The sequence below is a fragment of the Ahniella affigens genome (assembly GCF_003015185.1).
In the GTDB taxonomy this organism is placed as follows: Bacteria; Pseudomonadota; Gammaproteobacteria; order Xanthomonadales; family Ahniellaceae; genus Ahniella; species Ahniella affigens.
Window position 1 is genome coordinate 4,506,182 of the sequence record NZ_CP027860.1, and the last position, 26,677, is coordinate 4,532,858.

17 protein-coding genes are annotated in these 26,677 nt (G+C 60.8%); 8 read left to right on the top strand and 9 right to left on the bottom strand.

Annotation, left to right across the window (positions count from 1 at the left end; all coding sequences use genetic code 11):
* Positions 1–6 precede the first annotated feature (6 nt).
* The 4 genes from C7S18_RS17405 to C7S18_RS17420 form a co-directional block, all read right to left on the bottom strand.
* Positions 7–1,023, bottom strand: coding sequence for a LacI family DNA-binding transcriptional regulator (locus tag C7S18_RS17405; protein ID WP_106892766.1), 1,017 nt, complete (start codon positions 1,021–1,023; stop codon positions 7–9).
* Between the two features lie 64 nt (positions 1,024–1,087).
* Positions 1,088–2,476: an MFS transporter gene (locus C7S18_RS17410; protein ID WP_170113329.1), complete on the bottom strand. Its 1,389-nt coding sequence runs from the start codon at positions 2,474–2,476 to the stop codon at positions 1,088–1,090.
* 108 nt (positions 2,477–2,584) lie between these two features.
* The gene (locus C7S18_RS17415) at positions 2,585–3,964 is read right to left on the bottom strand and encodes a GH1 family beta-glucosidase (protein WP_106894080.1); all 1,380 of its coding nucleotides are present in this window, start codon (positions 3,962–3,964) and stop codon (positions 2,585–2,587) included.
* A gap of 169 nt (positions 3,965–4,133) precedes the next feature.
* Positions 4,134–6,563, bottom strand: a complete 2,430-nt coding sequence (locus tag C7S18_RS17420) for a TonB-dependent receptor (RefSeq protein ID WP_106894081.1) — start codon at positions 6,561–6,563, stop codon at positions 4,134–4,136.
* A 253-nt stretch (positions 6,564–6,816) separates the two neighbouring features.
* On the opposite strand from C7S18_RS17420, the gene C7S18_RS17425 reads away from it, so the two are divergent.
* On the top strand, positions 6,817–8,373 hold the full coding sequence (locus C7S18_RS17425) for a tryptophan halogenase family protein (RefSeq protein WP_106894082.1): 1,557 nt from the start codon (positions 6,817–6,819) through the stop codon (positions 8,371–8,373).
* Positions 8,374–8,385: 12 nt separating this feature from the next.
* Here C7S18_RS17425 and C7S18_RS17430 read toward each other — a convergent pair whose 3' ends face one another.
* Positions 8,386–9,420, bottom strand: a complete 1,035-nt coding sequence (locus C7S18_RS17430) for a threonine aldolase family protein (RefSeq protein WP_106892768.1) — start codon at positions 9,418–9,420, stop codon at positions 8,386–8,388.
* 397 nt (positions 9,421–9,817) lie between these two features.
* Here C7S18_RS17430 and C7S18_RS17435 point away from each other — a divergent pair, with 397 nt between their 5' ends.
* From C7S18_RS17435 to pyk, 4 genes are all read left to right on the top strand, one after another.
* Positions 9,818–10,246: a CBS domain-containing protein gene (locus C7S18_RS17435; protein WP_106892769.1), complete on the top strand. Its 429-nt coding sequence runs from the start codon at positions 9,818–9,820 to the stop codon at positions 10,244–10,246.
* A gap of 159 nt (positions 10,247–10,405) precedes the next feature.
* Positions 10,406–12,475, top strand: coding sequence for a sulfatase-like hydrolase/transferase (locus C7S18_RS17440; RefSeq protein ID WP_206207920.1), 2,070 nt, complete (start codon positions 10,406–10,408; stop codon positions 12,473–12,475).
* Between the two features lie 489 nt (positions 12,476–12,964).
* Complete coding sequence (locus C7S18_RS17450; RefSeq protein WP_106892771.1) at positions 12,965–14,143, top strand: phosphoglycerate kinase; 1,179 nt, start codon at positions 12,965–12,967, stop codon at positions 14,141–14,143.
* Positions 14,136–15,611, top strand: a complete 1,476-nt coding sequence (gene pyk / locus C7S18_RS17455; RefSeq protein ID WP_106892772.1) for a pyruvate kinase — start codon at positions 14,136–14,138, stop codon at positions 15,609–15,611. Before C7S18_RS17450 ends, pyk begins: the two co-directional genes overlap by 8 nt.
* A gap of 128 nt (positions 15,612–15,739) precedes the next feature.
* Here the strand turns inward: pyk and C7S18_RS17460 are convergent, their stop codons facing one another.
* Positions 15,740–16,687: a hypothetical protein gene (locus C7S18_RS17460; RefSeq protein WP_106892773.1), complete on the bottom strand. Its 948-nt coding sequence runs from the start codon at positions 16,685–16,687 to the stop codon at positions 15,740–15,742.
* A gap of 496 nt (positions 16,688–17,183) precedes the next feature.
* Between C7S18_RS17460 and C7S18_RS17465 the strand changes: the two genes are divergently transcribed.
* The 3 genes from C7S18_RS17465 (at position 17,184) to C7S18_RS17475 (ending at position 21,041) form a co-directional block, all read left to right on the top strand.
* Positions 17,184–17,900 carry a hypothetical protein gene (locus C7S18_RS17465; RefSeq protein ID WP_146151980.1) on the top strand — a complete coding sequence of 239 codons (717 nt, stop codon included), beginning with the start codon at positions 17,184–17,186 and terminating at the stop codon, positions 17,898–17,900.
* A 156-nt stretch (positions 17,901–18,056) separates the two neighbouring features.
* Positions 18,057–19,064, top strand: a complete 1,008-nt coding sequence (locus C7S18_RS17470; RefSeq protein WP_170113330.1) for a lipase family protein — start codon at positions 18,057–18,059, stop codon at positions 19,062–19,064.
* Between the two features lie 252 nt (positions 19,065–19,316).
* On the top strand, positions 19,317–21,041 hold the full coding sequence (locus C7S18_RS17475; RefSeq protein ID WP_146151981.1) for a hypothetical protein: 1,725 nt from the start codon (positions 19,317–19,319) through the stop codon (positions 21,039–21,041).
* A 29-nt stretch (positions 21,042–21,070) separates the two neighbouring features.
* On the opposite strand, the gene C7S18_RS17480 is transcribed toward C7S18_RS17475, so the two are convergent.
* The 3 genes from C7S18_RS17480 to C7S18_RS17490 form a co-directional block, all read right to left on the bottom strand.
* Positions 21,071–23,578 (bottom strand): serine/threonine protein kinase, encoded by a 2,508-nt coding sequence (locus C7S18_RS17480; protein WP_170113331.1) that lies wholly within the window; start codon positions 23,576–23,578, stop codon positions 21,071–21,073.
* Positions 23,579–23,745: 167 nt separating this feature from the next.
* Positions 23,746–25,068 (bottom strand): NTP/NDP exchange transporter, encoded by a 1,323-nt coding sequence (locus C7S18_RS17485; protein ID WP_206207921.1) that lies wholly within the window; start codon positions 25,066–25,068, stop codon positions 23,746–23,748.
* Between the two features lie 770 nt (positions 25,069–25,838).
* The gene (locus C7S18_RS17490; RefSeq protein WP_106894085.1) at positions 25,839–26,555 is read right to left on the bottom strand and encodes a CsgG/HfaB family protein; all 717 of its coding nucleotides are present in this window, start codon (positions 26,553–26,555) and stop codon (positions 25,839–25,841) included.
* Positions 26,556–26,677 lie beyond the last annotated feature (122 nt).

Genomic DNA, 26,677 nt, shown 5'->3' on the forward strand with positions numbered 1-26,677 from the left:
TTTGAATCAGGCTTTGGGTGCCGCAACCGACTCACGCACAATGATCCGCGCTGGATGCATGCTTGGGTGCGGGTTCGGCTCGCCGGCACGAAGTTGTTCGATCAGCATATGGGTCGCGGTTCGGGCCATGTCGCGAATCGGTTGTTGAATCGTCGTCAATGACGGCCAGATCTGGCGCGCGATCGGCGCGTCGTCGAAACCGACCACGGACACGTCCTCCGGGATACGCACGTTCAGCGCATGCGCGGCCTTGACCACGCCTCCTGCCATGTCGTCGTTCGCTGCAAAGATTGCGGTCGGCGGCTCCGCCATCTGCAGCAGTTGCATGCCCGCGCGCTGACCGGAATCGAAGATGTTATCGCCTGCGACGATCAGCGACTCATCGACAGGAATGCCACGCTCCGCCATCGCCTGCCGAAACCCTTCGTGACGCAAACCGACCGCGCGGTGGTCGGGGTGACCGGTAATGAATGCGATGCGCCGGTGGCCTTGATCGATGAGCTGCATCGTCAGGTCGCGACTGGCTTCGAGGTCGTTTGTTTCGACAAAGGGATGCGCGTCTTTCTCGACCGTGGGCGCGATGCGCACGAGCGGAATGCCGGCGTTGTTCAGCAAATCGATCGCTTCAAGATGATCCGATATCGGCGGCGACAAGAGCACGCCATCGATGCGGCGATCGTGCATCAAGTCCTGCAGTTCTTTCATCAAACCGCCAGCATGCACGTCACCCGGCCGAATGACGAGTTCATATCCAAGCGGCCGGCAGGTTTCGAGCACCCCTTCTTGGATGTCGAGCACGTAGTGAGCGCCGGGATGACCGTAGATCAAACCCAACGTAAACGAGCGATTGCCGGCGAGGCTCCGCGCCGACATGCGCGGGCGATAATTCAGTTTGGCAATCGCCGCTTCCACGCGCTCGCGGGTTTCGGCGCGCACGTTCGGCTCGCGGTTGACCACGCGCGATACAGTCTTGATCGACACGCCTGCTTCGGCGGCGACATCGTCAATGATCGCATGGCTCATCCGCGCCCTCGTTTGTCTTGGCTTCCCGACCACATTATAGCCGCTGAGCGCGCATTGCGTCGGATCAAGCTGTCGCGACCTGCCGCCGCTCCGCGATCTGGCGGACAATTTCGGCATGTCGCTTCGTGTTCAAACGATAAAAAATCATCACGGCGCACGATGCCAACATCGCTACAGCCGGAACAACGGTAATCAAATGCAAAAGCCCGCGCTGGGCTTCTTCGGTTTGTGCCTGGTTCGGCACATAGCCAATCCAAGTGAGATACATGCCGACAAAGGCGTTCGCGAGACCCAGGGCAGTCTTCTGGATCAAGGTCACGAGTCCGAAAACGAATCCTTCCGCGCGAACACCCGACTGCCATTCACCGTACTCAACTGTATCGGGGACGATGGACCAGAAATTGACGGCGATCGATGCGCAACCAAACGCTGACAGACCGATCAGAATAGTCAGCGCAGTCTGATCCACCGTCTTCCATGCAAATAGCACCAGCACCGACACGATCGCAATCAGCAATCCCAAAATCCACGCCCATCGCTTGCCAATGCGTCGACTGAACCAGGTCCAAGGCAAGATCGCCAGCATCTGCACCAGCGGAATCATGCTGATCAAATTGCCGGTGACCGTCGCATCTTTGTGCAACACGTACTCGACGTAGTAGGCCAGACTCGCGCTCGTCGCCGTGCTTGCGACGCCGAACAACGCGATTGCTGCGGATGCCTGCATGAACGGCACGTTGCGACTGATCATTTTCAGCATCGGCCACAGTTTGACGTTGCTGCTGGCGTGCGCATCGTCGTCAACTCGCTCTTCAGTTCCGGCGAAGCTGAGAAACAACACGATCGTCGCGATACTCGACAACAACGCGGCCGACAGAAAATGGGCCGAGTCCGGGTGATCGACGCCGAACCAGGCGACCAGCCTAGGCGTGAAGTAGCCGACAATCGCCGATCCACCGAATGCGAACAACATGCGCACGCCGGCCAAGTTGTTTCGTTCCATGGAGTCGCGGGTCATCGATGCCATCATCGCGCCGTACGGAATATTGACGGCCGCATAGACGGAGCGGAACAGGAGTTGCGTCGCCAACGCATAGACGATCAGCGCCGTCTGCTCGAACGGCACGGGCAGGAACACCAGGCTGAACGAGATCGCCAGCGGGACGCTGCCGTAGAGCATGTACGGCCGATAGCGTCCGAATCGTGAGCGGGTTCGGCTCGCCAGGATCCCCACATAAGGATCGACGAGACCGTCCCAGATCAGACAGATCATCACGATCAGTCCAGCAGCGTCGCTGCTCAGACCAAGCACATCGGTGTAGTACTTCAGCAGAAATACTTGCAGCGGCAACCAGTAGAAGTTGAACGCGAAATCGCCGAGCCCATATCCCAGGTAGTGTTTGAGCGACAGGCGCGTGCTCGGCGCTTTTACGGCAGGGGCGGTTTGGTTCATGGCGTTAGCACTTCCTGGATTTGATAGGTGAACGCTTGGGGAGGGTCTGAATAAGTCCATCCCTGGCGCTTAGACCCAACCTGTTTGCTTTACACAACCTGCCCGAACTCAGGGCAATGCGTTCGTGGTCGCAAGCTGACGATACCAGTGCCCGGAGGCCTTGATCGTCCGCTTCTGTTGCTGTTCGAAATCAACGTGAACAATGCCGAATCGTTGCGTGTAGCCCTCCGCCCATTCGAAGTTGTCCAGCAGGCTCCAGTAGTGGAACCCACGAACTGGCGCGCCGTCTGCCATCGCCGCCGCCATCGCACGGACGTGATCGGCGAAGAAGCGGATGCGTGCGTCGTCGTTGATCGAACCGTCTGCACTCGGCCCCGTATTGTAGGCCGCGCCGCATTCGGTGATTTCAATCGGCCGATAGCCCGTTGCCTCGGCCATCGTCAACAGAATGTCGTGGAAGCTCTTGGCGTCGATGTCCCAACCGATATCTGTTTGCGGCAGTTCGCCAAGTCCCTTGGCCCAATTTGCCTTGCAATGAAGTCCGGGAATGTCGCATTCCGTGTCGGTATGCCGCACAAGCCAAGGCGAATAGTAGTTCAGGCCAATGAAATCCAATGGGGCCCGAACGACGTCGGCGTCGCCTTCCTGCCAGCCCAGCAGTTCATGCTGCCGTGCGGGTTCCAGAACCCCCTCGGGATAGGCGCCATGCAATGCAGGATGCACAAACCAGAGATTCAGAAAGCGATGCCAGCGTTCGGCCGCCGCCACATCTTCAGCGCGGCTGCTCGCTGGAATCATTGGGGCGACGTCAAAGGCGCTGCCAATCTCGGCATCGGATCGGGCCTGCTTCAGGATTCGGAACGCCATGCCTTGCGCGAGATTGACGGAGTGCGTCGCGCGCAAGAACGCTAGCGGCTCGCGCCGACCCGGGGCATGTACGCCCTGCCAATAGCCGGTTGAGGTGAACGTCTTCGGCTCATTCAGCACGACAAAGTGTCGCACCCGATCGGCCAACGCATCGGCTACCAGACGCACGTAGTCGGCGAAGCGCGAAGCCGTATCGCGATTGGCCCAACCACCCTGGTCTTCGAGCTCCTGCGGCAGATCCCAGTGGTAAAGCGTCAGCAGCGGGCGCAACCCGGCATCCAGGACGCAGTCGGTCAGCCGCCGGTAGTAATCAAGACCCGCTGCATTGGCGCCGCCGCGGCCATGCGGCTGCACGCGGGGCCAACTGACCGAGTAGCGGTAGCTGGTCAAGCCCATGGCTTTGACCAATGCAATGTCTTCGGCGTAGCGACGGTAGCTGTCGCATGCCAGATCGCCGTTGTGATCGTGCTTCACTTTGCCTGGCGTGTGGGCAAAGCGATCCCAGATGGATTCAGTTTTGCCGTCCTCGTTCCAGGCACCTTCGATTTGGTACGCCGCCGTAGCGGCACCCCAGATGAAGTCTTGCGGAAACGAGACTGGCGAAGTTTGTGGCTTCGGCATGTTTGGAATCTCGGCGCACGTGTCGGCGCGCGCTTGGCGCTGCAAAAAGGCGCCGGCAACCGGAGCTGCCGGCGCGGAAAAGGCCCGTGTCACGCCATACCAGCGAGGGAGTCGCTGGTATGGCTGTGGCGCCCTGGAGGGTGGACGCTGGGCGTCTGCTGGAGAAACGTTAGAAGTAGAACCCGAAGTTCAGACCGAAGGTCCGCGGCGGCAGATACTGCGATAGGTAGACGAACTGGCCACCGCCAACCGCAGTCCGACCCGCATTGGTGCGCACCTTGCCGTCTTGGACATTGTCGACGTAGAAGTCGGCGTACCAGTTGTTGCTCGCCGGGGTGTAGCGGAAGGTCAGGTCGGTACGGTTGTAGCTCTTTTGCTTGTCGCCATCGCCGAGATTGAACGGACTGAGCCAGGACTCGGTTTCGAAGTGCGTGCTCACGCGCGGCGTGAGGCGGGCACCGCTGGCGAATTCGAAATCATGCTCGTACACGAGATGCAGCGCGGCATCCGGCGCATGCGCAAGCTCGTTGCCACTCACGTCCAGACAGCTCGCAATGCCCGATGCGGGCGGACACGCGGGCAAGCCCTGATAGTCGTTGGAACCCGCATACAACAGGGTACCCAGCTCTTTCTTGGGAATGGCCGAGAAGACGACTTGCAAGCGATCGACGTCCGTGATCGCAGCTTCCAATTCCGATTCGAAACCCCAAACGGTGGTGCTGCCCGAAACATTCGAGAAGCCCAACCCGCGACTGCCGTCAGTGAAGATGATCGGCGCCGCCAATTGGAAGTCCTTGAAGTCTTCGTAGTAGACCGCGTTGTTCCACACGAGCTTGCCATCCATGAAGCTCTGCTTGGTGCCGAATTCATAGTTGGTCAGCTCTTCATGCTTGTAAGGCACGCCACCATCCTGCAGGCCGCCCGACTTGTAGCCGGTCGAGACGCTGCCATAGATCAGGAAGTCGTCGGTCAGATCGTAGTCGACGCGCGCGAGCCATGTCAGTTGACCATGGTCGTACTGACCGTCGTTGATGCCGCCCACGCCAAAGCCGAAGCCATTTGCGTTGCTCGGCGTTGTGCCGGGCGCGATCGGCACTTGCGGGATTTCCGGATGGCCATAACCCTGCCAGCCCCAGCCGCGACCGCCGATGTTCTCCTTGGAATCGTCGGTGTAGCGAAGTCCGGCCGTGAGACGCAAATCGTCCGAGGCATGCCAGGTGATTTGCCCAAACACGGCGCGTGAATCCACGGTCTGTTTCGGTTGAATGAACGAGCCCTGCCAGGCAACGGTGCCTTGCTGCGTGCCGTTGAAGATCGGAATATCAAAGCGGATCTTGTTCTTCTCGGCCGCGTAGTACGCGCCGAGAATCCAGTCGATTGAACCGTCGCCTGTCGACTTCAGATCAAACTCGTGACTGTAGTTCTCGTACTCCGAGTAGTTGGTGCGGTCCTGTTGATACGTGGCACCGGTCGTGAAGCTGGTTGGTACTTGGACGCCACCATCCTGATCGTAGTCCGACGACCCTTCGAAGTGGCTGAACCCGGCGGTGTAGCTCAACGCGATGCCATCGTTGATCTGCCAGTCCATGCGGCTTCGGATTGTATCGACGTCGCGGTCGAGGTACGGTGCGACATCGGCAAACGTCGACCAGAAATCCTGCCCCGCGCGTGGCGTCTGCATCAGGTTGGCATTGGGTGTACCGGTGTCACGGAATTTCTCGTACGACAGATTCCAGCTGAATGCATCGGTGGGTTGCCACAGGCTGCTGATGCGGACCGCCGTCTGATTCTGCGCGTTGTATTTGTCGCCGCCGTTGACGAACAGATTCTGATTGATCGGCTGGAATGTGTCCGCTGAGCCACCGCTTGCGATGTACGCTGCGAGCTGCGAGGCCACGCTTGGCAACAACTCGCCCGGATTCTGGTAGTCGACATAGCCTTCGTGCTCCTCGTGCGCATACGCAATACGAAGCGCCCAGGTCTCGCCCATGTCGAGATTGAATGCACCACGCGCACCGAGGCGGGCATAGTTGCCCAGACCAAATTGCACGGTGCCCGACGTGTCGCCGAGATCCGGCTTGGCCGTTTGCATGTTGACGGCACCGACCGTCGAATTGCGACCCCACAGCGTGCCTTGAGGACCGCGCAACACTTCGACGGATTCGAGATCCATCAACAGTGACGCTGCCCCTTCGGCGCGCGGGGTGTAAATGCCATCGACGAACAAGGCAACTTCCGGATCGGCATATTCGGTCTTGGCACTGTCGTTGCCGATGCCGCGTAGCGTCAACGTGATCACGCCGTGGTCACCTTGCGTGGTAGCAGAGAAACCCGGCACCAAGTTGGTGATGTCCTGCACGGTGTTGACACGTTCCTTTTCCAGCGTGTCGGCGCCGATTGCGGTAATGGCAATGGGCGTTTCCTGCAGGGGCGTGGACCGCTTGGTCGCAGTGACCAGCACTTCATCCAGCGTCCGCTCTTTCTGTTCCGATTGGTCACCGTCGTCAGCAGCATTTTCGGCCGTTTGCGCATAGGCAAACGACTGCGTGGCCAGAACCGCGATGATTGAACTGAACAACATCGTCTTACGAAGCAACATGCGCATACCCTCCCCGAGAATGATGCCTTGCAAGCGCACTTGAAGGCACCGTGATGAGCGACTGGGGGCGGACCCTAGGACTGAATGGCAGCGCTGTCAACAACTTTCTGACAGCGCTATCACCAATCCTAAAGTATGTTGCAGCGCAAATTGACAGCGCAGTCATTCACCACTTAGCGTGTCTGATCGCGTGCGGGTAAAAGCCCGCAAAATGGCCTGAATCTGGGCCGGAAGATTGCCTTTGGAGGCCAATGTGCTTCGGAAGATTCTGATCAGTGGTGGCGGCACGGCGGGTTGGCTGTGCGCCTGCTATCTGGCGCGAACGTTGAACGTGAAGGCCGCGGGCACCGTCGCGATTGAACTGATCGAGTCGCCTGACATCGGCATTCTGGGCGTCGGCGAAGGCACATTTCCGTCCATTCGCGGCACGCTCGCGCACATCGGCATCAGCGAGGCCCGCTTCATCGCGGCGACCGGCGCCACGTTCAAGCAAGGCATCCGCTTTGACCACTGGGTGCGAGCACCCGGTACGGCGGGCGCCGACCACTACTTTCACCCGTTCAATGTGCCGAGCCAGCGCCGGATGGAACTGTTGCCATACTGGCTGCTCGGACATGCGGGCGATGTGCCGTTTGCGTCCGCGGTCACCATGCAAAAGCGTGTGGCCGATGCCGGTCGCGGCCCAAAGCGTCTGCGCGATCCGGATTATCAAGGGCCGATGAACTACGCGTATCATTTTGATGCGTCGCGATTCGCAGCCTTGCTTGCCGAGGTGGGACGAGAACTTGGCGTCACCCATCGGCTCGGCGATATCACCGGCGTTACCAGACGTGAGGATGGTGCGATCGCGACGATTCAGACGCGCGAGTTCGGTGATCTAAAAGCCGATCTCTACATCGATTGCACGGGTCTGAAAGGGGCGCTGCTTGGCGAGGCGTTGGGCGAGCCGCTCCACCCGCTCAGCGATACGCTGTTTGTGGATCGGGCCGTGGCGATTCAGATTCCGTATCCCGCTGCCGATACGCCCATTGCGTCGTACACGATCTCGACTGCGCACGCGGCCGGTTGGACCTGGGATATCGGCCTGCAGACACGCCGGGGCGTCGGCTACGTGTATTCCAGCCGGCATTGCAGCGATGACGATGCCGAACAGGTATTGCGCCGATATCTGGGGCCGGCCGCGGATGCACTGACAGCCAGGCGGCTACCGTTCAAGACGGGCTATCGGAAAGCGCAATGGCGCCACAACTGCGTGGCGGTCGGCTTGTCTGCAGGGTTTCTGGAACCACTCGAGTCAACGGGCATCGGCCTCATCGAAATCGCCAGCTACCTGATTGCGCATCTGTTGCCGCACGATGGAGACTTTGCCCGCGCGGCAAGACACTTCAACGCCATGATGCAGGCTCGTTACGAACGCATCGTCGATTTCATCAAACTGCACTACTGCCTGAGCCAGCGCCAGGACAGCGCATTCTGGCGCGACAATCAGGATACCGTCGGCATTCCCCAAAGCCTGCAGGATCGCCTCGCAGAGTGGCGGCACCGGCCGCCGCACCGACTGGACTTTGTGACGGATCTGGAAATGTTCATGCCGGCCAGTTGGCAGTTCATTCTCTACGGCATGGAATTCAAGACCACCCTACCCCATCCGGCGCAGTATCCCGATGCTGTCGCCGCGGCGCAGGAGTTCCAAGGTTTGCGGCAAGCCAGCAACCAGGCGCTGGCCGATTTGCCGCCACATCGTGCGTTGATCGACAGCTATCTTGCAGGCGAAACGTCGGCCCGCGCCGCGTTTCCGGCGCGCGCCTGATTGCTGCACGACTTAGCGCGACGCAAGGCTCTGGATCGCGACGAGCGCGGTGTCGATATCCGCAGCACTGACATCGAGATGCGTGACCGCCCGAATCCGGCGCGAATCAAACGCCGTCATCCGCACATTTGCCGCGAGCAGGCGTTTGCAGAATTCCTGGGCATCGAATCCAAGCACGGTGGCGTCCACATCAAAGTAGATCAGGTTCGTTTCGACCTCAGTCGGATCGAGCACCAGACCGGGGATCCGGGCCAACCCTTCGGCGAGCTTGCGGGCGTTGCCATGATCATCCACCAAGCGGTCGACATGGTGATCCAGCGCGTACAGAGCCGCCGCCGCCAGAATACCGGCCTGCCGCATCGCACCGCCCAGGCGCTGCTTGATCCGCCAGGCACGATCGATAAACGCTTTGCTCCCAGCGAGGCACGCACCAACCGGCGCGGCCAAGCCCTTGCTGAAATCGACCCACACGGAGTCAAAGTGCTCGGCATACCGGTCGACCGAAATGCCCGTAGCAGCCGACGCGTTGAACAAGCGGGCGCCATCCATATGGGTCTTCAGACCACGCTGATGGGCGAGCGCCGCGACGGCATCCAGGTCATCGAGTGACCAAATGGCGCCGCCGCCCAGGTTGCACGTCTGCTCGATTGAGACCAGCGTCGCTTCCGGGCAATGTCGCCAGCCCGGCTTGATGGCAGCTGCCAGTTGCGCCGCATTAAAGCGGCCACGATGGCCTGGGATCGTGTTGATCATGACGCCGGAGTTGGCGGCCGGACCACCGGATTCGTACCAGGCGATATGCGCCCCCGCGTCGCAGATCACTTCATCGCCGGGTCGGCACCAGGTGGCGATGGCGATCTGATTGCACATGGCGCCTGAGGGCGCAAACAACGCCGCTTCCTTGCCAAGTAACGCCGCAACGCGCGTGTTCAGGGCGTTCACGGTCGGGTCTTCGAACGCTTGTTCGTCCCCCACTTCTGCCATAGCCATGGCTTGCCGCATCGCGGCTGTCGGGCGGGTTTTCACATCACTAGCGAGATCGATCATTCCGGCGCGTCCTGGTGGCAAAGCACCGGAATGGTAACAGTGGGATCGTCGCGGCCGGGAGGGCCGGGAGGCACAGGAAGGGCGCCGCGGCATGGCCTTCTTCAGAGTTTGGGACACGGGGATGGGGCCATGCCGCGACATCTGCACCCCGAACGCGGGTCGGCGAGCAGACGAGGCCAGCTTGCCGCAATCGCGCGGGTTTGGAATCACACAACCAGGGGATCACTCGGCCCCGGCGCGAACGAATGCGCGTCGAAACCGCCCGCTCGGCGCGACTGCCCCGCTTGTTCGGTCTGGTCGATCGCTCCAGCCATTGCAGCCGTGCCGACTTCGGCGCACACTCCGCGAACGCTGCAAACCGCCCCGTTCAATCCCCATCGGCATAGGGAGAGTGGTCATGGCCAAGGTTGCTGATCTGCTCCATCACAAGAGCCCGGAGGTCTGGTCGATAGCGCCCGATGAGCCGGTACTGGCCGCCATCCAAATGATGGCCGACCGCAATGTCGGCGCACTGTGCGTGGTCAAGGGTGGCGCGTTGGTGGGCGTCATTTCCGAGCGCGACTACGCGCGCAAGGTGGTGCTCAGAGGCCGCAGTTCTGCCGAGACCGAGGTCTGGGAAATCATGTCCAGCCCCGTCATCACAGTCAGCCCGGAAGACAGCATCAAGACCTGCCAGTTGTTGATGACCGAGCGGAAAATCCGCCATCTGCCGGTGCTCAGTGACGGTCGGCTGGTCGGAATGCTGTCCATTGGCGATCTGGTTCGACGGATCATCGAAGAGCAACAGCTCGAACTCGAACACATGCGGCAGTACATCGCGAGCTGAACGGTGCTGGTTCGCCAAGACGCACTTGTTCATCAATTCGTTGCCCCGCAATTCTCTTTGAAGCTAGACAGTGCCTTGGCCTTGGTGGTCTGATTCGGGCGCAGGCCAGACCTGCCATCTGCTGGGCAGATGTACGGATCACGTCACTTGGGAGTAAGTATGAGCACTGCCGACACGGGCGCTCTCGCATCATCGATGCCGAGTCCAACGCGCCCCAATATCCTGATGATCATGGTAGACCAGCTGTATTACCCAAATTTCGGGTATGGCAACGCTGGCTTTCACAACGACCTGAAAGTCATTCTGAGCTTTCTTGGTAGCCTCGAAGGCAACGAGTACGCGCAGTATTTTCCGGGGTTCTGCAAACTGCGGCAGCACGCCATGGTGTTTGCCGACCACACGATTGCTGAATCGGCTTGCATCCCAAGCCGGGCCAGCATCATGACGGGCCAATACGGCCCTCGCACTGGTGTCACGCAGACCGACGGGCTGTTCAAGAGCGGCGACGCCCAGAACTTTCCCTGGTTGAAGTTTGATGGCGCGCCGACCATGGGCGACTACTTCCGCGAGCTTGGTTACAGCACGCACTATTTCGGCAAGTGGCATGTCAGCGAGCCACCGGAGCATACGCTCGAAGGCTTTGGCTTTGGTGATTGGGAATTGTCGTGGCCCGAACCGCATGGCGCGTCGGTTAACAACCTGGGCACCTATCGCGATTACCAATTTGCCGATCTGGCCTGCACGTTTCTTCGGGGCCGCGCGCTCGGCGTGCCATACAACCGCGCGCTGTCGCAGCAGAATGTCAGTACGCCGCTCGACCCTCGAACGCCCGAGATCAAGCCGTTCTTCGCCGTCTGTTCGTTCACGAACCCGCACGACATTGCCACCTACCCGACCTTGCCGCGGGCCATGCAAACCCCGGCCGGTACGCAGCCGGTGTTCGGGCATGGCGGCTCGGTGGTCATTCCACCGCAAGGCAGTGTCAGTGCCACGCCCACCGATGGCACGTTCCAGGTGCCCCTGAATCCGCTCGGCCTGCCGCAACATTGCGCCACCGCGTCACCGACGCAGAGCGAAGACCTGCTCGCCAACAACAAACCGCGCGCGCAGTTCGACACGTCGTACAAGGTCGCGCTCGGTCTGGCGGCCAAGACGGGCCTCAGTTTTGCTCAGGGCCAGGCCAAAGCACAAGGCATCACCGATCCGGCGACCATTCTTGCCAACGCGGTCAAGGCCACACTCGGCATCGCGATTCCGTTCCAGCTGCAAGACCGCCCTGAGTTGGCCGCGACAGGGTTCCTGCAATATTACGCCTACATGATTTCGATGGTCGATCGGCATATCGACCGCGTGTTGACCACGCTGGATGACACCGGCCTGCGTGCGAATACGATCGTCGTGTTTGCCTCCGATCATGGCGAATATGGCGCGGCGCATGGCATGCAGATCGAGAAATGGCATGGCGCCTATCAGGAAGTCGTGCATGTGCCTTTCCTGATCTCCTCGCGCGAACACCAGGCCGATCGCGACACTCCGCGCGCCATTCGAGCCCAGACCAGCCATATCGACATCCTGCCGACCCTGCTCCGCCTGACGGGCGCTTGCGACGATGAGATCGAACGTGCCCGTCATCGCCTTTCGAAGACTCACACCGCCGCACCACTGCCCGGAGCCAATCTGATCCCGGTCATGCTCAAAGGCGAAGGTCCGGTTGTTGGTCCGGATGGGCAGGAGCGCACCGGCCTGCTGTTTGCGACCGACGATCTGATCACCGAGCCGCTGCCCCGCGATGACGATCCGCACAATGTGCAATCACGGGAACAATATGCAGTGTTTGTCGCCACCGTCGAACTGCTGCGCTCACCGCCCGCCGAAGGTCAGCCGGATCATCCCTATGTCCCAGGCTTGTCCGCCGGCCCCGTGCCACAACCCGCGCATGTGCGGGCGATCCGATCCGGACCGTGGAAACTGGTTCGTTACTGCGACCCATGGAGCACGGTGCCAGCACCGGATCAATGGGAGCTCTATCACCTGGAGCATGACCGCATCGAGGCGACCAATCTGCTCGTGCACGACGCGCCCTTCCCCACGGTGATCCGCAGCCTGCCGGAACCGTTTGAGGGCCATGCGGTGGCGGCCAAGGCCGAGGAACTGCGGCGCGAGCTCGCCAAGCTCGAAGCCGCGCATCTGTCGCCGTATCCCAGCGCGCATCCGAGCAGCGCGGTTTAGTTGGTGCAGCTGATCGCAAGTACCCCCGCCCCGAGCGCTCCCCCGCGATCGCTGGGGACGGAGCGCTCCCTCTCCCACGCGAGTGGGAGAGGGCTGGGGAGCGGGCTACTTGCGACACTGCGGCGTCTTCAAAGGCTCGCAACGTTTCCAACCAACTGGCGCACGAATTGGCAGCGTCGCTTCCAACTCGAACTACTTCAACAACCGAGCGCGCCTCGTCAGCCCTGACTCAATTCGGGCCGGAGTTCACGCTCGCAAATGCATTTCATCGCTCTGCCGCAGCCCCGAACTGCCGAAAGCCCCGCTGAATTCGTTTGCGCACCCCGGACAATTCCGGAGCCATCGCCACAAATCCCTTGCCGAGCCGACGTGCGTTGGACATGATGGCGGTCTTGTCTGGCCGGAGCCTTCGCACCGCAATCAAACGCGCGTTTGCCTGGGAATCTTTCCGAGACCAGCTCTGAATCGAACCATCATGCAGGAGCAACTATGGATTTTGTGCGCATGGCGGACCTGGACCTCGCGGGCAAGCGGGTCCTGATTCGCGAAGACTTGAACGTCCCGATTGAAAACGGCGAGGTAGCGGCTGAGCAGCGCATTGTTGCCGCGCTGCCAACCATCAAACTCGCGCTCGCCAAGGGCGCTGCGGTCATGGTGACCTCGCACCTCGGACGTCCGAAGGAAGGTCAGTGGAGTGCGGAGGATTCGCTCGCACCAGTGGCGCGTCGCCTGTCGCAGCATCTCGGTGTGGATGTGCCGCTGATCCGCGATTGGATTGGTGGCGTTGATGTCCAGGCAGGACAATTGGTGTTGCTTGAGAACTGCCGCATGAACATCGGCGAGGCCAAGGACGACGAGACCCTGTCACGACAATATGCGGCATTGTGCGATGTGTATGTCATGGATGCCTTTGGCACCGCACATCGTGCGCAAGCATCCACACATGGCGCGTTGCGATTCGCAAGAATCGCTGCCGCGGGTCCGCTGCTGTGCACCGAACTCGATGCGCTGGCGCAAGCATTCAAGAGTCCGGCCCGACCGATGCTGGCGATCGTCGCGGGGTCCAAGGTGTCGACCAAGCTCGCGCTGCTCGAAAGCCTGGTCGAAAAGGTGGATCAGCTGATCGTTGGTGGCGGCATTGCGAACACCTTCCTGGCGGCTCAAGGCTTGCCGGTCGGCAAGTCATTGTATGAGCCGGACCTGATCGATACGGCCAAGCGCATCATGAAGCGTGCTGCCGAGCGCGGCGCGTCGATTCCATTGCCGACCGATGTGGTCGTCGGCGATCGCTTCGCGGCCGACGCCATCGCACGCACGATTGCGGTGGCGGACGTGCTGGCTGAAGACATGATCTTCGACATCGGCCCAGACACGGCCAAGCGCTATGCCGAGATCATCGGTCAGGCACGTTCCATCGTCTGGAACGGCCCGGTCGGCGTGTTCGAATTCGACGCGTTTGCGGGCGGTACCGGCGCGGTGGCAAAAGCCATTGCCGCGTCGACCGGGTTCTCGGTGGCGGGTGGTGGCGACACACTCGCAGCGATTGAAAAGTTCGATGTCGAATCTGGCATCTCCTACATTTCCACAGGCGGCGGTGCCTTCCTCGAATTCCTCGAAGGTAAGGAACTGCCGGCCGTAGCTGCCCTGGAGGCACGCGCACATGGTTGATCGTACCGGCGTTCTTCGTCGTACCCGCATTATTGCCACCCTCGGCCCGGCCACCGACGCCGATGGCGTGCTCGAAGACATCATCCGCGCTGGCGTCGACGTAGTACGCCTGAATTTTTCGCACGGCGCGCCAGAGCAGCACGCGGCACGTGCGGCAGCCGTGCGCAACATCGCGCATCGGCTTGGCAAAGAAGTCGGCGTGCTGGTTGATCTGCAAGGCCCGAAGATTCGTATTGAGAAGTTCGCCGAAGGCCGGGTCGTGTTGAAAGCGGGCCAAGCCTTCGCGCTGGTCTGCAAAGCTGATGCCCCGCCTGGCGATATCAACCAAGTGCCGATGAGCTATCTTGGCCTGGTCAACGACGTCGTCGTCGGCGACACGCTGCTGCTTGATGATGGCCTGGTGGCGTTGCGCGTGGAGCGCATCGAGGACCAGACCATTCATACGACGGTTCTGACCGACGGTGCCTTGTCGAATCGCAAGGGTCTGAACCGCCTTGGCGGTGGTTTGTCGCTCGGCGCGCTGACTGATCAAGACCGCGAACACATCAAACATGCCGCAGCGATCGACGCCGACTTTCTCGCAGTGAGCTTTTGCCGCTCTGCGGCCGATATGGAAGAAGCCCGCGCGTTGGCCCTGGCTGCTGGCGCCAAGCCGCACTTGGTCGCGAAGATCGAACGCACCGAAGCAATCGCTGCGCTCGGCGAAATCATCGACGCATCCGATGCCGTAATGGTTGCGCGCGGCGACTTGGGCGTCGAAATCGGCGACGCCGAATTGCCAGGCTTGCAGAAGAAGATCATCCGCGAAGCACTCGATCGCAACAAAGTGGTGATCACTGCGACCCAGATGCTGCAGTCCATGGTCGACAATCCGATTCCGACCCGCGCCGAAGTACTCGACGTCGCGAACGCGGTCATTGATGGCACCGATGCGGTGATGTTGTCGCAGGAATCCGCCTCTGGTCAGTTTCCGGTCAAAGCAGTCGAATCGATGGTCCGCATTTGTCTTGGCGCCGAACGCCAATTCGAAATGGATACCGATTTCGAAAAAGCGCCGCGCAACCTGCAGCGCGTGGATCAGGCGATCGCGATGGCGTCGATGTTTCTCGCCGAGCACATCAAAGTCCGCGCGATCATCGCATTGACCGAATCCGGCGGCACCGCCCGCTACCTGTCCCGATTCCGCGCGTCCGTACCGATCTTCGCCCTGTCCCGCCACGAACCCTCGCGCCGACGCATGGCGATGATGCGCGACGTTGTGCCAATCAACTTCGACAGCCGCGGCCTGCCCGGCCGCCAAGCCGCTCGCGAAGCCATCAAGCACCTGTTCGGATTAGGCCTGTTGGCCGATGGTGATCGCGTGTTGATCACGAGCGGCGATCACATGGAACAGCATGGCGCAACGAATACGTTGCGGCTGCTCGAAGTGGGCCAAGGCGGCCAGGCCGAAGGGCTGGGCGTGCTGTAATCCAGTTGACAGCCCCACAAATTCGTAGGGCGCAATAAGCGAAGCGCATTGCGCCGACGGGCTAGCCACAAGCCCGTCGCGCCGGATGATCATTGCTGACGCAACTCAGCGCCAGCAATGATGCTCGGTCAAGTCGCCAGGGTACCGACCACGCAGAAGAGGTTCTCCGCCTTTGTTGTGTCGTCTTGCGCGTACACCATGATGATCTGGCCGTCATTGGTCATGGTGACGTCATACTCAAAGGCTTGCAGGAACTTGAATGATGCGCCTTCGTCGATAGAACGGCCATCGCTGCTGAGCGTACCAACGCGGTAGTACATGCCCCCGTTCGCCGAAGCATGGACCTGCACAACGACTCCCGAATCGTTGATATCCACCTTGGGCTCAGCGCTCAGAAAGCCGTCCGTCTCCTTGGAATCGAACCAACGAACCTGAAGTCCATCATCAACAATCCCCGGATTGTCGAAAATCCGACCCGGATAGAACTGCTTGGATTCGTGAAACTGGGCGATCGCGCGATGGTTGTTGATCGCCACGCTTGGCTTCTGGCCAACACCGAACTGGGTACTGTCTTGCTTCCAGTCGATGCCGCTGCCCGACAGCTTTCCAACCAATGACCACATCGACTCGGAGACGTTCGCACGGTGCACTTCGACGAGCAAACCGTCATTGTCCAAGTCAACGGTGGTCGAAATGCCCGTCGTGTAGAAGGTGCCGCTACCGCTATTGTTCCAGTCGATCGTCGTATCGTTGATTGTGCCCGTGTTGTAGAACAAGGATTGCCCACCGTTGTTCTCTTGGTGCGTGCTGACCACCTGACCGGAGTCATTGATCCCCACTGACGGGAACGAGCCAATGTCGAACTTGGACTCGTCGTACCAGGTCACCACGCCATTGTTGAGCTGGCCCACCTTTGCATGGAGCTCAGGTCGCGGGCTCCAAATACTGGTCGCATAGATCAAGACGACTTGACCGAGGTTATTCACCGATACCGTCGGACTGCGGCCACGGGCAATGGGGCCATAGGGCTCGGACCAGTTTATAGACAAATCATTCGGCAGCGGCAAAGACGTCATCGAATCCTCCAAGTAGGCAAAACCAAACGGACCGCAGTGGCGGTGTCTGGACGGTTGTTGGCCCGGAGGAACTTAAACCTGACGCGAAGAAGCATAAGGCCCGCATTACGGCCGGTCAACGTTCGCGCCTGAAGCGCACTGCGAGGCTGTCGAGCCAACTGGAGCAATGGCCGCACCGATAGGGCGATTGTTAGCACTTCAGAGGCCCGGTGACGGTGCGCGACTCTTACGATGGCGCAATGTCGCAAGTAGCCCTCTCCCCAGCCCTCTCCCACTCGCGTGGGAGAGGGAGTCGACTCCCTCCCCAGCGAGCGCGGGGGAGGAGACTACTTGCGATTGGGATGGGCAGCACACACAGAAAGTACGTGCCATATCAACCAATAGGTTATCGTGTTTGTGATGACAGGTAGTTGAACTTCTTGTGCCACGAGTTTCGCTTCAAGTACGCCGAATGTTTCGACTTGACAGCAGGCTGCTCTCAGCGAATGCTGTTGCCATGAATGCCGGGATCACCACTACAGAATCGAACGCGCGCCGCATCTGGAATGCGGTCCCGGACGCTGTGCTGGCGGTCTTGTTTCTGATCATCACCTGGTCGATTTGGTACCAGGTTCCAATCAGTGGGTTCTGGCTGGGCGACGGCACGCAACTCCTGGACATGAACCACCCAATGGTCTTGGTGATCCTCGCGATTGAAGCGGGCTTTTTGTTGCCGCAACTCACGCTGACTGACGTTGCCACACGCATTCGGAAGCGGCCGCCTTGGTGGCTCATTCCACCTTTGGCGATCGGGCTCATCGTGTTGGCCCCAGGCGGCATGGAGTTCGTAAAGGTGCTGCTCAGTAACCAGCCGCTGCTCTTGGTGCCGGCACTCTGGTCGGTGTTCCATCGTGCGCGCCAACTTTGGGAGTTGCCCGGAACCCCCGCTTTGACCCGCATGCGGGTGCGTGCGTTGGTCAATGGGCGCGCCAATGTGGGCGGTGTCATGATCATCGTGATGCTCGCACTATCGATCGCAAACACGTCGGGCTGGCCGTTTGCCAGTACCCTGACGCAGTCGAATGTGCACATGGCCGTGATGGCAATGCTCTACTTTGCTGCGACCGCATTCGATAGCTGGCGGGTCGGTGGTGCGGGCTTCGCGCGGTCACCTAAGCCGTTGCTGAAGCTGGACATCATTGGCGTGCGCGATACCGATTCGCTGGTGTTGTAACTGTGCCGAGCCAGGGCCTCTGAGCGATGGGCTGGGCAGCTTGCTGCGGCCCTGGCGCGCAGCCTGGAATTGGAGCAATCGTTCGCGCCGCTTCTGTGATAATCCTATCGCCGCGCGTGGCGGCAATTGGCCATGCACCACTTGGAGGACACCACGATGCCTGCGTTCGAGAAGGAACCCGCCAATCCGTTTGCGTTGATTCCGCCCTCTCGGCGTGAGTCGTTCAAGCATCGCGACGAAGTGCCGTTTCGACGTGTAGTGGCGGGCCCAAGCAAGGCCGATGCATACTGGATGGCCGAAGCCGCATTGCTGGCCTACGCCCGACCAGAGGGCAACCGGTGGTTCGCGCATGCGAGCAAGGCATTCAAGACCGCCTTCTCGGCGCCATTGGCGGACGCGACCAAGGTTTCGGTTCGGCACGGCGCCGGCCGCAAGCGCGGCACCAACTGGTACTTGATCAGCGCGAACGAGTTCAACCTGTTGGTATTTCGAGGCTCGGAAGTGCCGGGACAGATCAACGATCTGCCGCAACTCGGACAGGTGCTGCGCGATTGGGTGGTGACAAATGCACAGTTCTTGCCGAGCCATCTCGGCAACGGCGCCCGCGCGCATGAAGGGTTTACCGAGGCTTATGCCGAAGTGGCTCCGGCAATCGACAAGGCCTTGCGCGAATCCGTAAATCCCAATGCGCGCCTCTTCATCACCGGACACAGCTTGGGTGGCGCTATGGCAGTTCTCGCCGCCGCCAGTCTCCAGAATTTCTTTGGCACGATCACCTGCTACACCTTCGGTGCGCCTCGCGTTGGTGACCGCGGATTCGCGCGCATGTTGGCGAACGTGGCGATGTTCCGTTACGAACTCGGCGATGATCTGGTCACCCGCGTACCGCCGCGAGCGTTCGGCTATCAGCATGTACCGATGACGGCGATTCACTACAACTCGGTCGACAGCGGTTCGACCACACGCTGGGACATTCCCTTGTCGGATACGTGGTATTCGCTGTCGCTTGGGTACATGCAATTGAAGTCGGCCTCCGGCACGATTCTGGATCAGGTTGCCGACAAGCAATTGAGCAAGGCTGCGCTGTCTGCACTGCGGCCACTGGTGGATCATGCGCCCGTGTTGTATGCCATCGCGGCTTACAATGATTGGGTGCGGGGTTAGGCGCACGATTGTTGTACGCCAGGCGACGCTGCAGGGCGTGCGGCATCCGAACGGATGGCATCGGCCATCGCGGCGCGGTTGACCCGGGTCTTTAGCTCCCCTAGATTCGGGACCACAGGTGGAACCCCGTATCAGGAGCAATTTGTGCTGATGCCATGCTTGCGCGCTGCGGTTTTTGTGGTGCTCTGGTGTCATTGTTGCATTGCCGCTTCGGCTGGCGACGACACTCGCTCTGTCAGTCGTGAAGGCCGAGTGAACAGTGCCCACGTGGCGCATGGCCCGAGTTCGTTGTTTCCGCCCTTCTTTGACGTTCGCGAGTCACCGGAGCGCGAATCGATCAAAGAGCAGAGCGGCCCGTCGCTTCCGCAACTGGATTTGCCAATCCGGCACAGCGGCAACGCCCCATCGAGCAGTCACGATCTGGGTGGCGTGCGCGCACCGGGGACCTTCAATCTGATTCGGCGGACCTTGCTCTCGCCCATATCGATGAACAGCACCATCGCCGAGCCGAGTCTGGCTGGGCAAGGCCGGGCGATTCTGGAAACGTACAATACCTATGCGGCGATCACGTCTGACAACGGCCAGACACGGAGCTACATCGATCCGGACAACACGTTCCCGCTGACGCCGGTCGAATTCTCCAACGGCGTGTGCTGCGATCAGCGGGTGGCGCAAGACCCGACGCGCGATCTCGTCTTTTGGTACATGCAATACCGTCAGACGTTTGGGGGCATCAACGGCGTTCGCCTGGCGATGGCGCAAGGCAGCGCAGGACTAGAGACCAATACTTGGTCCTACTGGAATTTCGTGCCGTCGCAGTTTGGGCTCACTGATGTCTGGATCGACTTTCCGCATCTGCAAGTTGGTGCCAATTTTCTGTATTTCACGAGCAATCTGTTTCGGATCAGCGACGACACGTTTTATGGGTCGGTCATTGTCCGAATTTCACTGGATGAACTGGCAGCGAGCGGCCCGATCAATTTTCGCTATCTGGTCAGCGGGCGCGGCAGTGTGATGATCATTCCTGGCTATGGTTCAATAGGGAGTCGTCCCGGCACCAACTTCATGAATTTCGCCAACGTGCTGACGTCGAACTCGATTGAGGTCACGGCCTGGCCCGAGGGCTCGAACGATCTCAATCATCGAACGATCACTGGGCTCTCGACCACGCAACTCACGGGCTTTACGTGCCTGGCACCGAATGGCAGCAACCCGTGCGCGCGCAGCAACGCTCGCATGCAGAGCGGCTGGTTGACCGATACCGAAATCGGCCTCGCTTGGCACTCGGCTGCCGTGGGAGGCCGAACCAAGCCTTTTACGCGAGTCCTGGTACTGAACCGTACCAACCTAACCGTTCTGTCCGAACTCGATATCTGGAGCAACGACATTGCCTGGCTCTATCCCGCATTCGCGGTCAATGCGCGCGGGCATGTTGCCGGCACCATCAATCTGCTCGGTGGCACTGTACACAACTCATTGATCAGTGTGATTCGCGACGACTACACCCCTGACATTGCCGCCAACGGCTGGGAGGGTTATACGATCTGGACGGGCGACGACTCCCTGAACAGCTGGGGCGACTACAACGGCGCCATGGCCCATGAACGCTACAGCAATACTTGGTTGGGAATGGGGCACAGCAAGAGTTTTGGCCTTGCCAACCCGGTGAGTTTTTGGGTGGGCCGCGAGCGTGATGTGCTGTTGCCGCTGACCGTGACCCGAAGCGGCAACGCCGCATCGCTTGGTACGGTTCAGACTGATTTCGGTGGCATTGTCTGCGGTAGTCAATGCAGCACCAACGTGCTCGTGGGTACCGTGGTGACCTTGAGCGTCTCCGCACCCGCAGACGTGGGCTTTGCCGGATGGTCTGGCGGTTGTACGGGAACCAACGCCTGTCAGTTAGACATGGCCAGCAGCGCAACCGTCAACGCCGAATTCGTGATGCTGCCGCCACTCCTGGTGGATGGCTTTGAATAGGACACAAGGCGTCTTGATCGGGCAGCAGGCTACTGCCGCCGAAGGCGCGCCAACTCGATCTGCCATTGCTGCCGCAGCGGTTCGTAGTCCGGGTTGTCACCTACGATGTGAAGCGCTTGGCTGAGCAGTGCTTCGGCACGGGGGGCATCGCGCTCGGCGCTGGCGATCGTTGCGCCCACCGCCAAGAATTCCGCATACAGCACACTGCTCTGATCCTCGTTAGCCAAGGCGTCGACCGCGAGTTGATAGCTGGCCTTGGCGGCATCCAGCGCGCCCGTCGCAAGCTGACAGCTGGCCAGTTCGACATAGAGCCGCTTGCTGACGGGCGCACGCAACACTTCGGGCTGACGCCAAACGCGCTCGACCTCGACATACATCGGCAGCGCCTCGTCGCACTGTCCATGCACACGCAGCAGCCCCGCGGCGGTGAACAGCGCGCCGATCCCGATCCCTGGGCTTGCCGCTTCCCGATATACCTGACTCGATTCTTGATACGCAGCAACCGCGTCCCGCCAGCGGCCAGGGATCGTCAAATAGATGTTGCCGCGGTTGTAGAGGTTGCGCGCCCATTCCTGGCTGTTGGCGCCGAATACTTCAATGACTTGCTGCCCCGCAGGTTCCAGAATCGCAAGACCTTTCTCATAGTCGCCGCGACTGGCGTAATGCCAACCCAGGGCTTGCTTCGCCTTGAGGGTCGCGGCATGTTTCTCGCCCCAAAGACGCGTGCCGAGCGCCACCGCAGCCAATAGATCGCGCTCGCCATCCAGAAATCGCTCGAGATCGGTCGCTGACGTGCCGCGTCGGACCAGCGCCTTCTGCATCAGCGTATCGCGAACGGCAGGTGACGCACGTTCGGCATTGCGGACCGACGCCTCGGCCACTTCAAAGCACTCGGCCGCGCGTGCCTCGGAACGCAGGATCTGCCATTGCGTGAACAGCAACCCATCACGCACCGTCGCGTGCTCATCCGATGCACTCACCGCGAGTGGTTCGGCTTCGGCGACCAACTGCTTTGCCGCGTCGGCATTGCCATTCCAATACATTGCCAACGCACCCCGTTCCAGCGCCTGCAAGTACTGAGTACCGTGTTCACCGCGGGTGCGGAAGTCATCAATGGCCTGCTGATAGAGCGGTGCCGCGCGGGCAGGCAAACCCATGCTGGTAAACGCATCGGCCACTTGCATCAAGACGCCGGCGCGCAAGTCCGGGTGATGATCCAGTCGCTGCATCACATCCTTCGCGGCGACATCAAGCAAGTCCTCCAGTGAGCGGCGGCCGCCATGACCGGCGTTGACATCGGCGGCCTGGAACACGCTGTTGAGCAGCGCCACTGACGCATGCAGGCGTTCGGCTTCGCTGCGTGCCTGATGCGCCTGCACCACCGCCACTGCGGTCGCGACCGCCAATCCGAGTGCCGCGGATGTGGTCGCAATCACTGCCCAGCGATGCCTCGTGATAAACCGACCCAGGCGATACAGCGCGCCGCCGTGCCGGGCGACGACCGGACGGCCGTCCAAGAACGCTTCGAGATCCGCGATCAACGCGTGCATCGAGCCATAGCGTTGGTTAGGTTCCTTCATCAGCGCCATTTGCACGATTGCGTCGAGATCGCGATTGGCGCGACGCTGGCGTCGCCCGACTGCGAGGTCTGCCGCTGGTGCGGGCGCCGACACTTGGCTCCGGATCCGTGCTTTGCTGAGCGTCAATGGCTCTTCTTCGATGACCGCGCGAGCCCATGCAACCAGATCGTTCGTCGGCGTGTCGTAAGGCAGACCACCACTCAGTAGCCAGAACATCAGCACGCCAAATTGATAGATGTCCGTCGCCACCGTGATGGGCTCAGCGCGAAATTGCTCGGGCGCCGCATACGTGGGCGTCATCGGCCCCAATGTTTGCTGCGTCAGGTCGCGGTCCTGCTGTCCGCCAAACAACTTCGCAATACCGAAGTCAAGCAGTTTGGGGCGCCCGTCGGCGCGATTGACGAGAATATTGGTGGGCTTGATGTCGCGATGAATGACCAGGTTCCGGTGTGCGTGCGCCAGCGCATCGGCGATCTTCAGCAGCATGCGGAGGCGGGCTTTGGTGTCGAGGCCGCGTTGATTGCAGTACTCGTCCAGCGGCATGCCATCGACATATTCCATCGCCAAGTACAGGCTGCCGTCCGCAGTCTCGCCGCCATCCACCAACTGAGCAATGTTTGGGTGCCTGAGCCCTGCAAGGATCTCGCGCTCGACGCGAAACCGTTCGAGCGTCGTCGGATTGCGGCCCAGAATGAGTTTGATCGCAACGGTCTGTTCGAAGCCACCACTGATGCGCTCGGCGCGGAACACGGCGCCCATGCCACCGCTGCCGATCTGTTCCCGCACCTCAAATGCGCCAATGCGCGTTCCGGGCTCAGCGGTCTGCGGCGCTGCCAAAAACTCCCTCAGCAACCGCCCCTTGAACGCACCGCCGGTCGCGAAGCGCATGGTCGGGTCCTCGCCCGTGTGGGCGCCCGAGGTGGCATCGTCTGGTGGACTGGTCTTGAATTCGTTCATGGGGGTCCGGGAGCGCTCGATCATTGTACGACCGAGACTTCAGAGCACAAACGACGACCGCAACGTGATGCGCACGGTGATCGCTGGCGGGACGACGTGTCTTTTGGTCACAGGCGATCGAGATCAGTTTCTTCGCGTGCGCGGTGTGACGCCCACACAACTCCAGGCTACTGAACGGCGCCCGGCAGTCTGATCGACTGTTGCGCCTGAGTGCGCGCCAGATGCCTGCCCGTGCCCGCCCAGATGACAGCGATGGCAGCGCCCATCAGGGGCGCGAGCCATGGCACGGATTCCACCGCCCGGAGCGCTGACTCCAACCAACTACTCAGGGCATCGGCCGCGCGATAGACGACGGTATCGATGAAGTTCTTCGCCTTGTATTTTTCGGCGGTTGGCACGGTCGTGAACAACATTTCCCGGCCCGGTCGGATCAATGCGTACTCGCCGGCGCGGCGCAACACCATGACGCCGACAAACAAGCCGAAACCGGGAACGATCGCCAGACTCAGAAATCCGAGCGCCATCAACACCGGCAATGCTGTGAGCAATGCGACCACCCCCAGGGATTGGGCGATTCGGCCCGCGAGAAACATCTGCACGAGGATCGACAGCACTTGAACGACAAGATCGATGTGCGCAAAGAACTCGGTGCGGTCATTCGGATCGCTGAAATGACGTTCGACCCAACGTGCCTGATCGACGTAAAGAAACGTGCTGACGCTCGCGAGTAGCAACACAAATACCGCAATCCCGAGCAAGTACCGAGACCGCAAGACCTGCGCTGCGCCATCGAGCGGACTGCCGCCCAGCGCACGATCCGGCGAATCGGCGGCAACGCTGGTCGCGGGCTGACGCTGGCGCCAGCGAAACAACGCGAACGCTGCGGCGATGCTGCCGAACAGGCAGCACGCGGCACACACTAAAATCCCAGCCAAACCGAGGTGCGCCACCTGCAACGCCACGATGGGGCCGACGATGCCGCCCGCACTCGCGCCCGCGGCAATCAGGCCGAATAGTCGCTTGGCCTGGTCCAGAACCAGGACATCGGCCAGAACGCTCCAGATCAGTGAGGCCGCCATCAGATTGAACACTGAGAGCCACACGTAGAAGCTCCGTGCTACCCAGACCTGATGCGGATCACGCGCGATCAGCACCGCAAACACGAGCAGGTTCAAGGCGAATAGCGAGAAGAGACCAGCCAGCAACCGATGCCGGGACATGCGCCGCGCCAGATAGCCGAATACCGGCATCGCAAGCAGCGTCGCCACAAAGGTCCCGGTAAAGAGCCAGGGCAGGTTGCGCACCCCGCCCGCAACGCCCATCGTTTCGCGGACCGGCCGCATGCTCATGATGGCGGTGAACAGGCACAGAAACATCAACATGCCAAGCATGGCGGGTACGAGTTCGGCATCGCGAATCCCGAGGCTTCTGGCCAGCAGATGTTTGAATCGGCTGGTCAAGCCTTGGGCAATGATGGGATCGGCTGGCATGCAGCGGTCTCGTTGGCGGTTCGGTCTGCGATGATTCATCAAAGCTGACCCGGGTCCCCGTGTCGGTCGGCATGGTCGTGACTTATGGCTTTCCGCCAACAGTGCCTGCACTGCTGGCGGGATCTGCGGGAAGCGCCACGATGATTTCCCTTGTCGTCATTTCTGGCGCAACAAACGGTTTAATAGTCGCTCGAGCAAGATTATTGTTGTTGTGTCAGCGCGGTCTTTGTCTGACTGCGGGGACACCAAACTCACCCCGGATCAAGTCCGGGGTGACGAGAGGTGGGATTGAGCGTCTTCTGGAAACCGCTCCTGCCTTACATTTGGAGTAGCGGTTCTGCCGCGACAGACGCTCTCGCGATTCGTCGCCCCGGACTTGATCCGGGGCGGGTTTCAAGCTCGCGGAAAGCTCACCTATCGCACGCCGCCGCCTTTCAAGCTGCAGCGTCCGGTCAGCCGCAACCGCGTGCAGGCTGAGCCAGCCGTCGCCACGCTTGCAGTTATTGTCTTGTCCGAACGCGATTGCGTGGGCTGCTCGCTGGGGTCGCTTGACGTTTTCACCCAGTCTGGAAGGCCGGAATCCAGGACGCCCTGGCGGCGCGCTCGCATTCGGGACATTGGGAAAGCAGAGCAAGGGGCCAATTTTCCCAAGCGCCGAATCGACGCCACGGTGACCGCCATCGGCGTCGTGGCCCATCAGACACAACGCCCAAAACGAACACGGCCCGGACAAGCCGGGCCGTGTTGGTTGTTCTCAAGCGAGCAGTCGATCAGTCATCCAGATCAATCGCGCCGCGGGTTTTTTCGCGGCGGCGATCGTCGGCCGCGTCGAAGTCAGCTTCGCAGCCGTTGCGGTCGACCATCACACATTCCAGATAGTCCGAGCTCAACACCAAAGCCGCGCGGATGGCCTTGCCAGCAGGCGTGTTCTTCTGATTCGACAGGCTGCCACCGAAGCCGCCTTTCGACAGACCAATGCTCATGCCGCCGCCCTTCGCGTTGCCTTCAATGGTGCGCGTGTAAGCAATTTCGCCGGTCGTCGCGTTGATCACGCGCAGATCGACAGCCAAGTACGCATTCGACTTGTTGCCGCCGAGCGACACGCCACCAAAGCTGATGCCGCCGCCCGTGCTGGCGGTGTCTTCCTCATACGCGCTGACCGTGCCGGTCACCAGGTATTGGGCACCCAACAGCTTGCCGATCTTGGCGCCTGTACCACCTTGAACGCGGCCGGAAGCGGCCAGGTTCTGCTCCGAGAGCACCGCTTCGATCTTGCTGCGCTCGAGCATGCGGAAGGCCTTGGTTGCGGCCATTTCGTTGGTCAACATGCCGGACAGTTCCCAGCCCACGCCACCACGCCACCATGCCGCGCCGGATTCATTGGTGAACTCAAGCACCGCGACGGACGGCTTGTCGCCACCCGCCATGGCCGACATCGACAGGACCGAACTGGCCGCCAGGGCCACACCGACGATCATCTTTTTCATTGCAATCTCCCTTTCCAAATCACGTCCGGTCAAGCCGCCGGACAAAGCAAGAACCGCACGGTCGATCATAGCGCCAGCAGCGCCCGCTGCCGAATCGGCACGGGGCGATCGACCAGTCCATG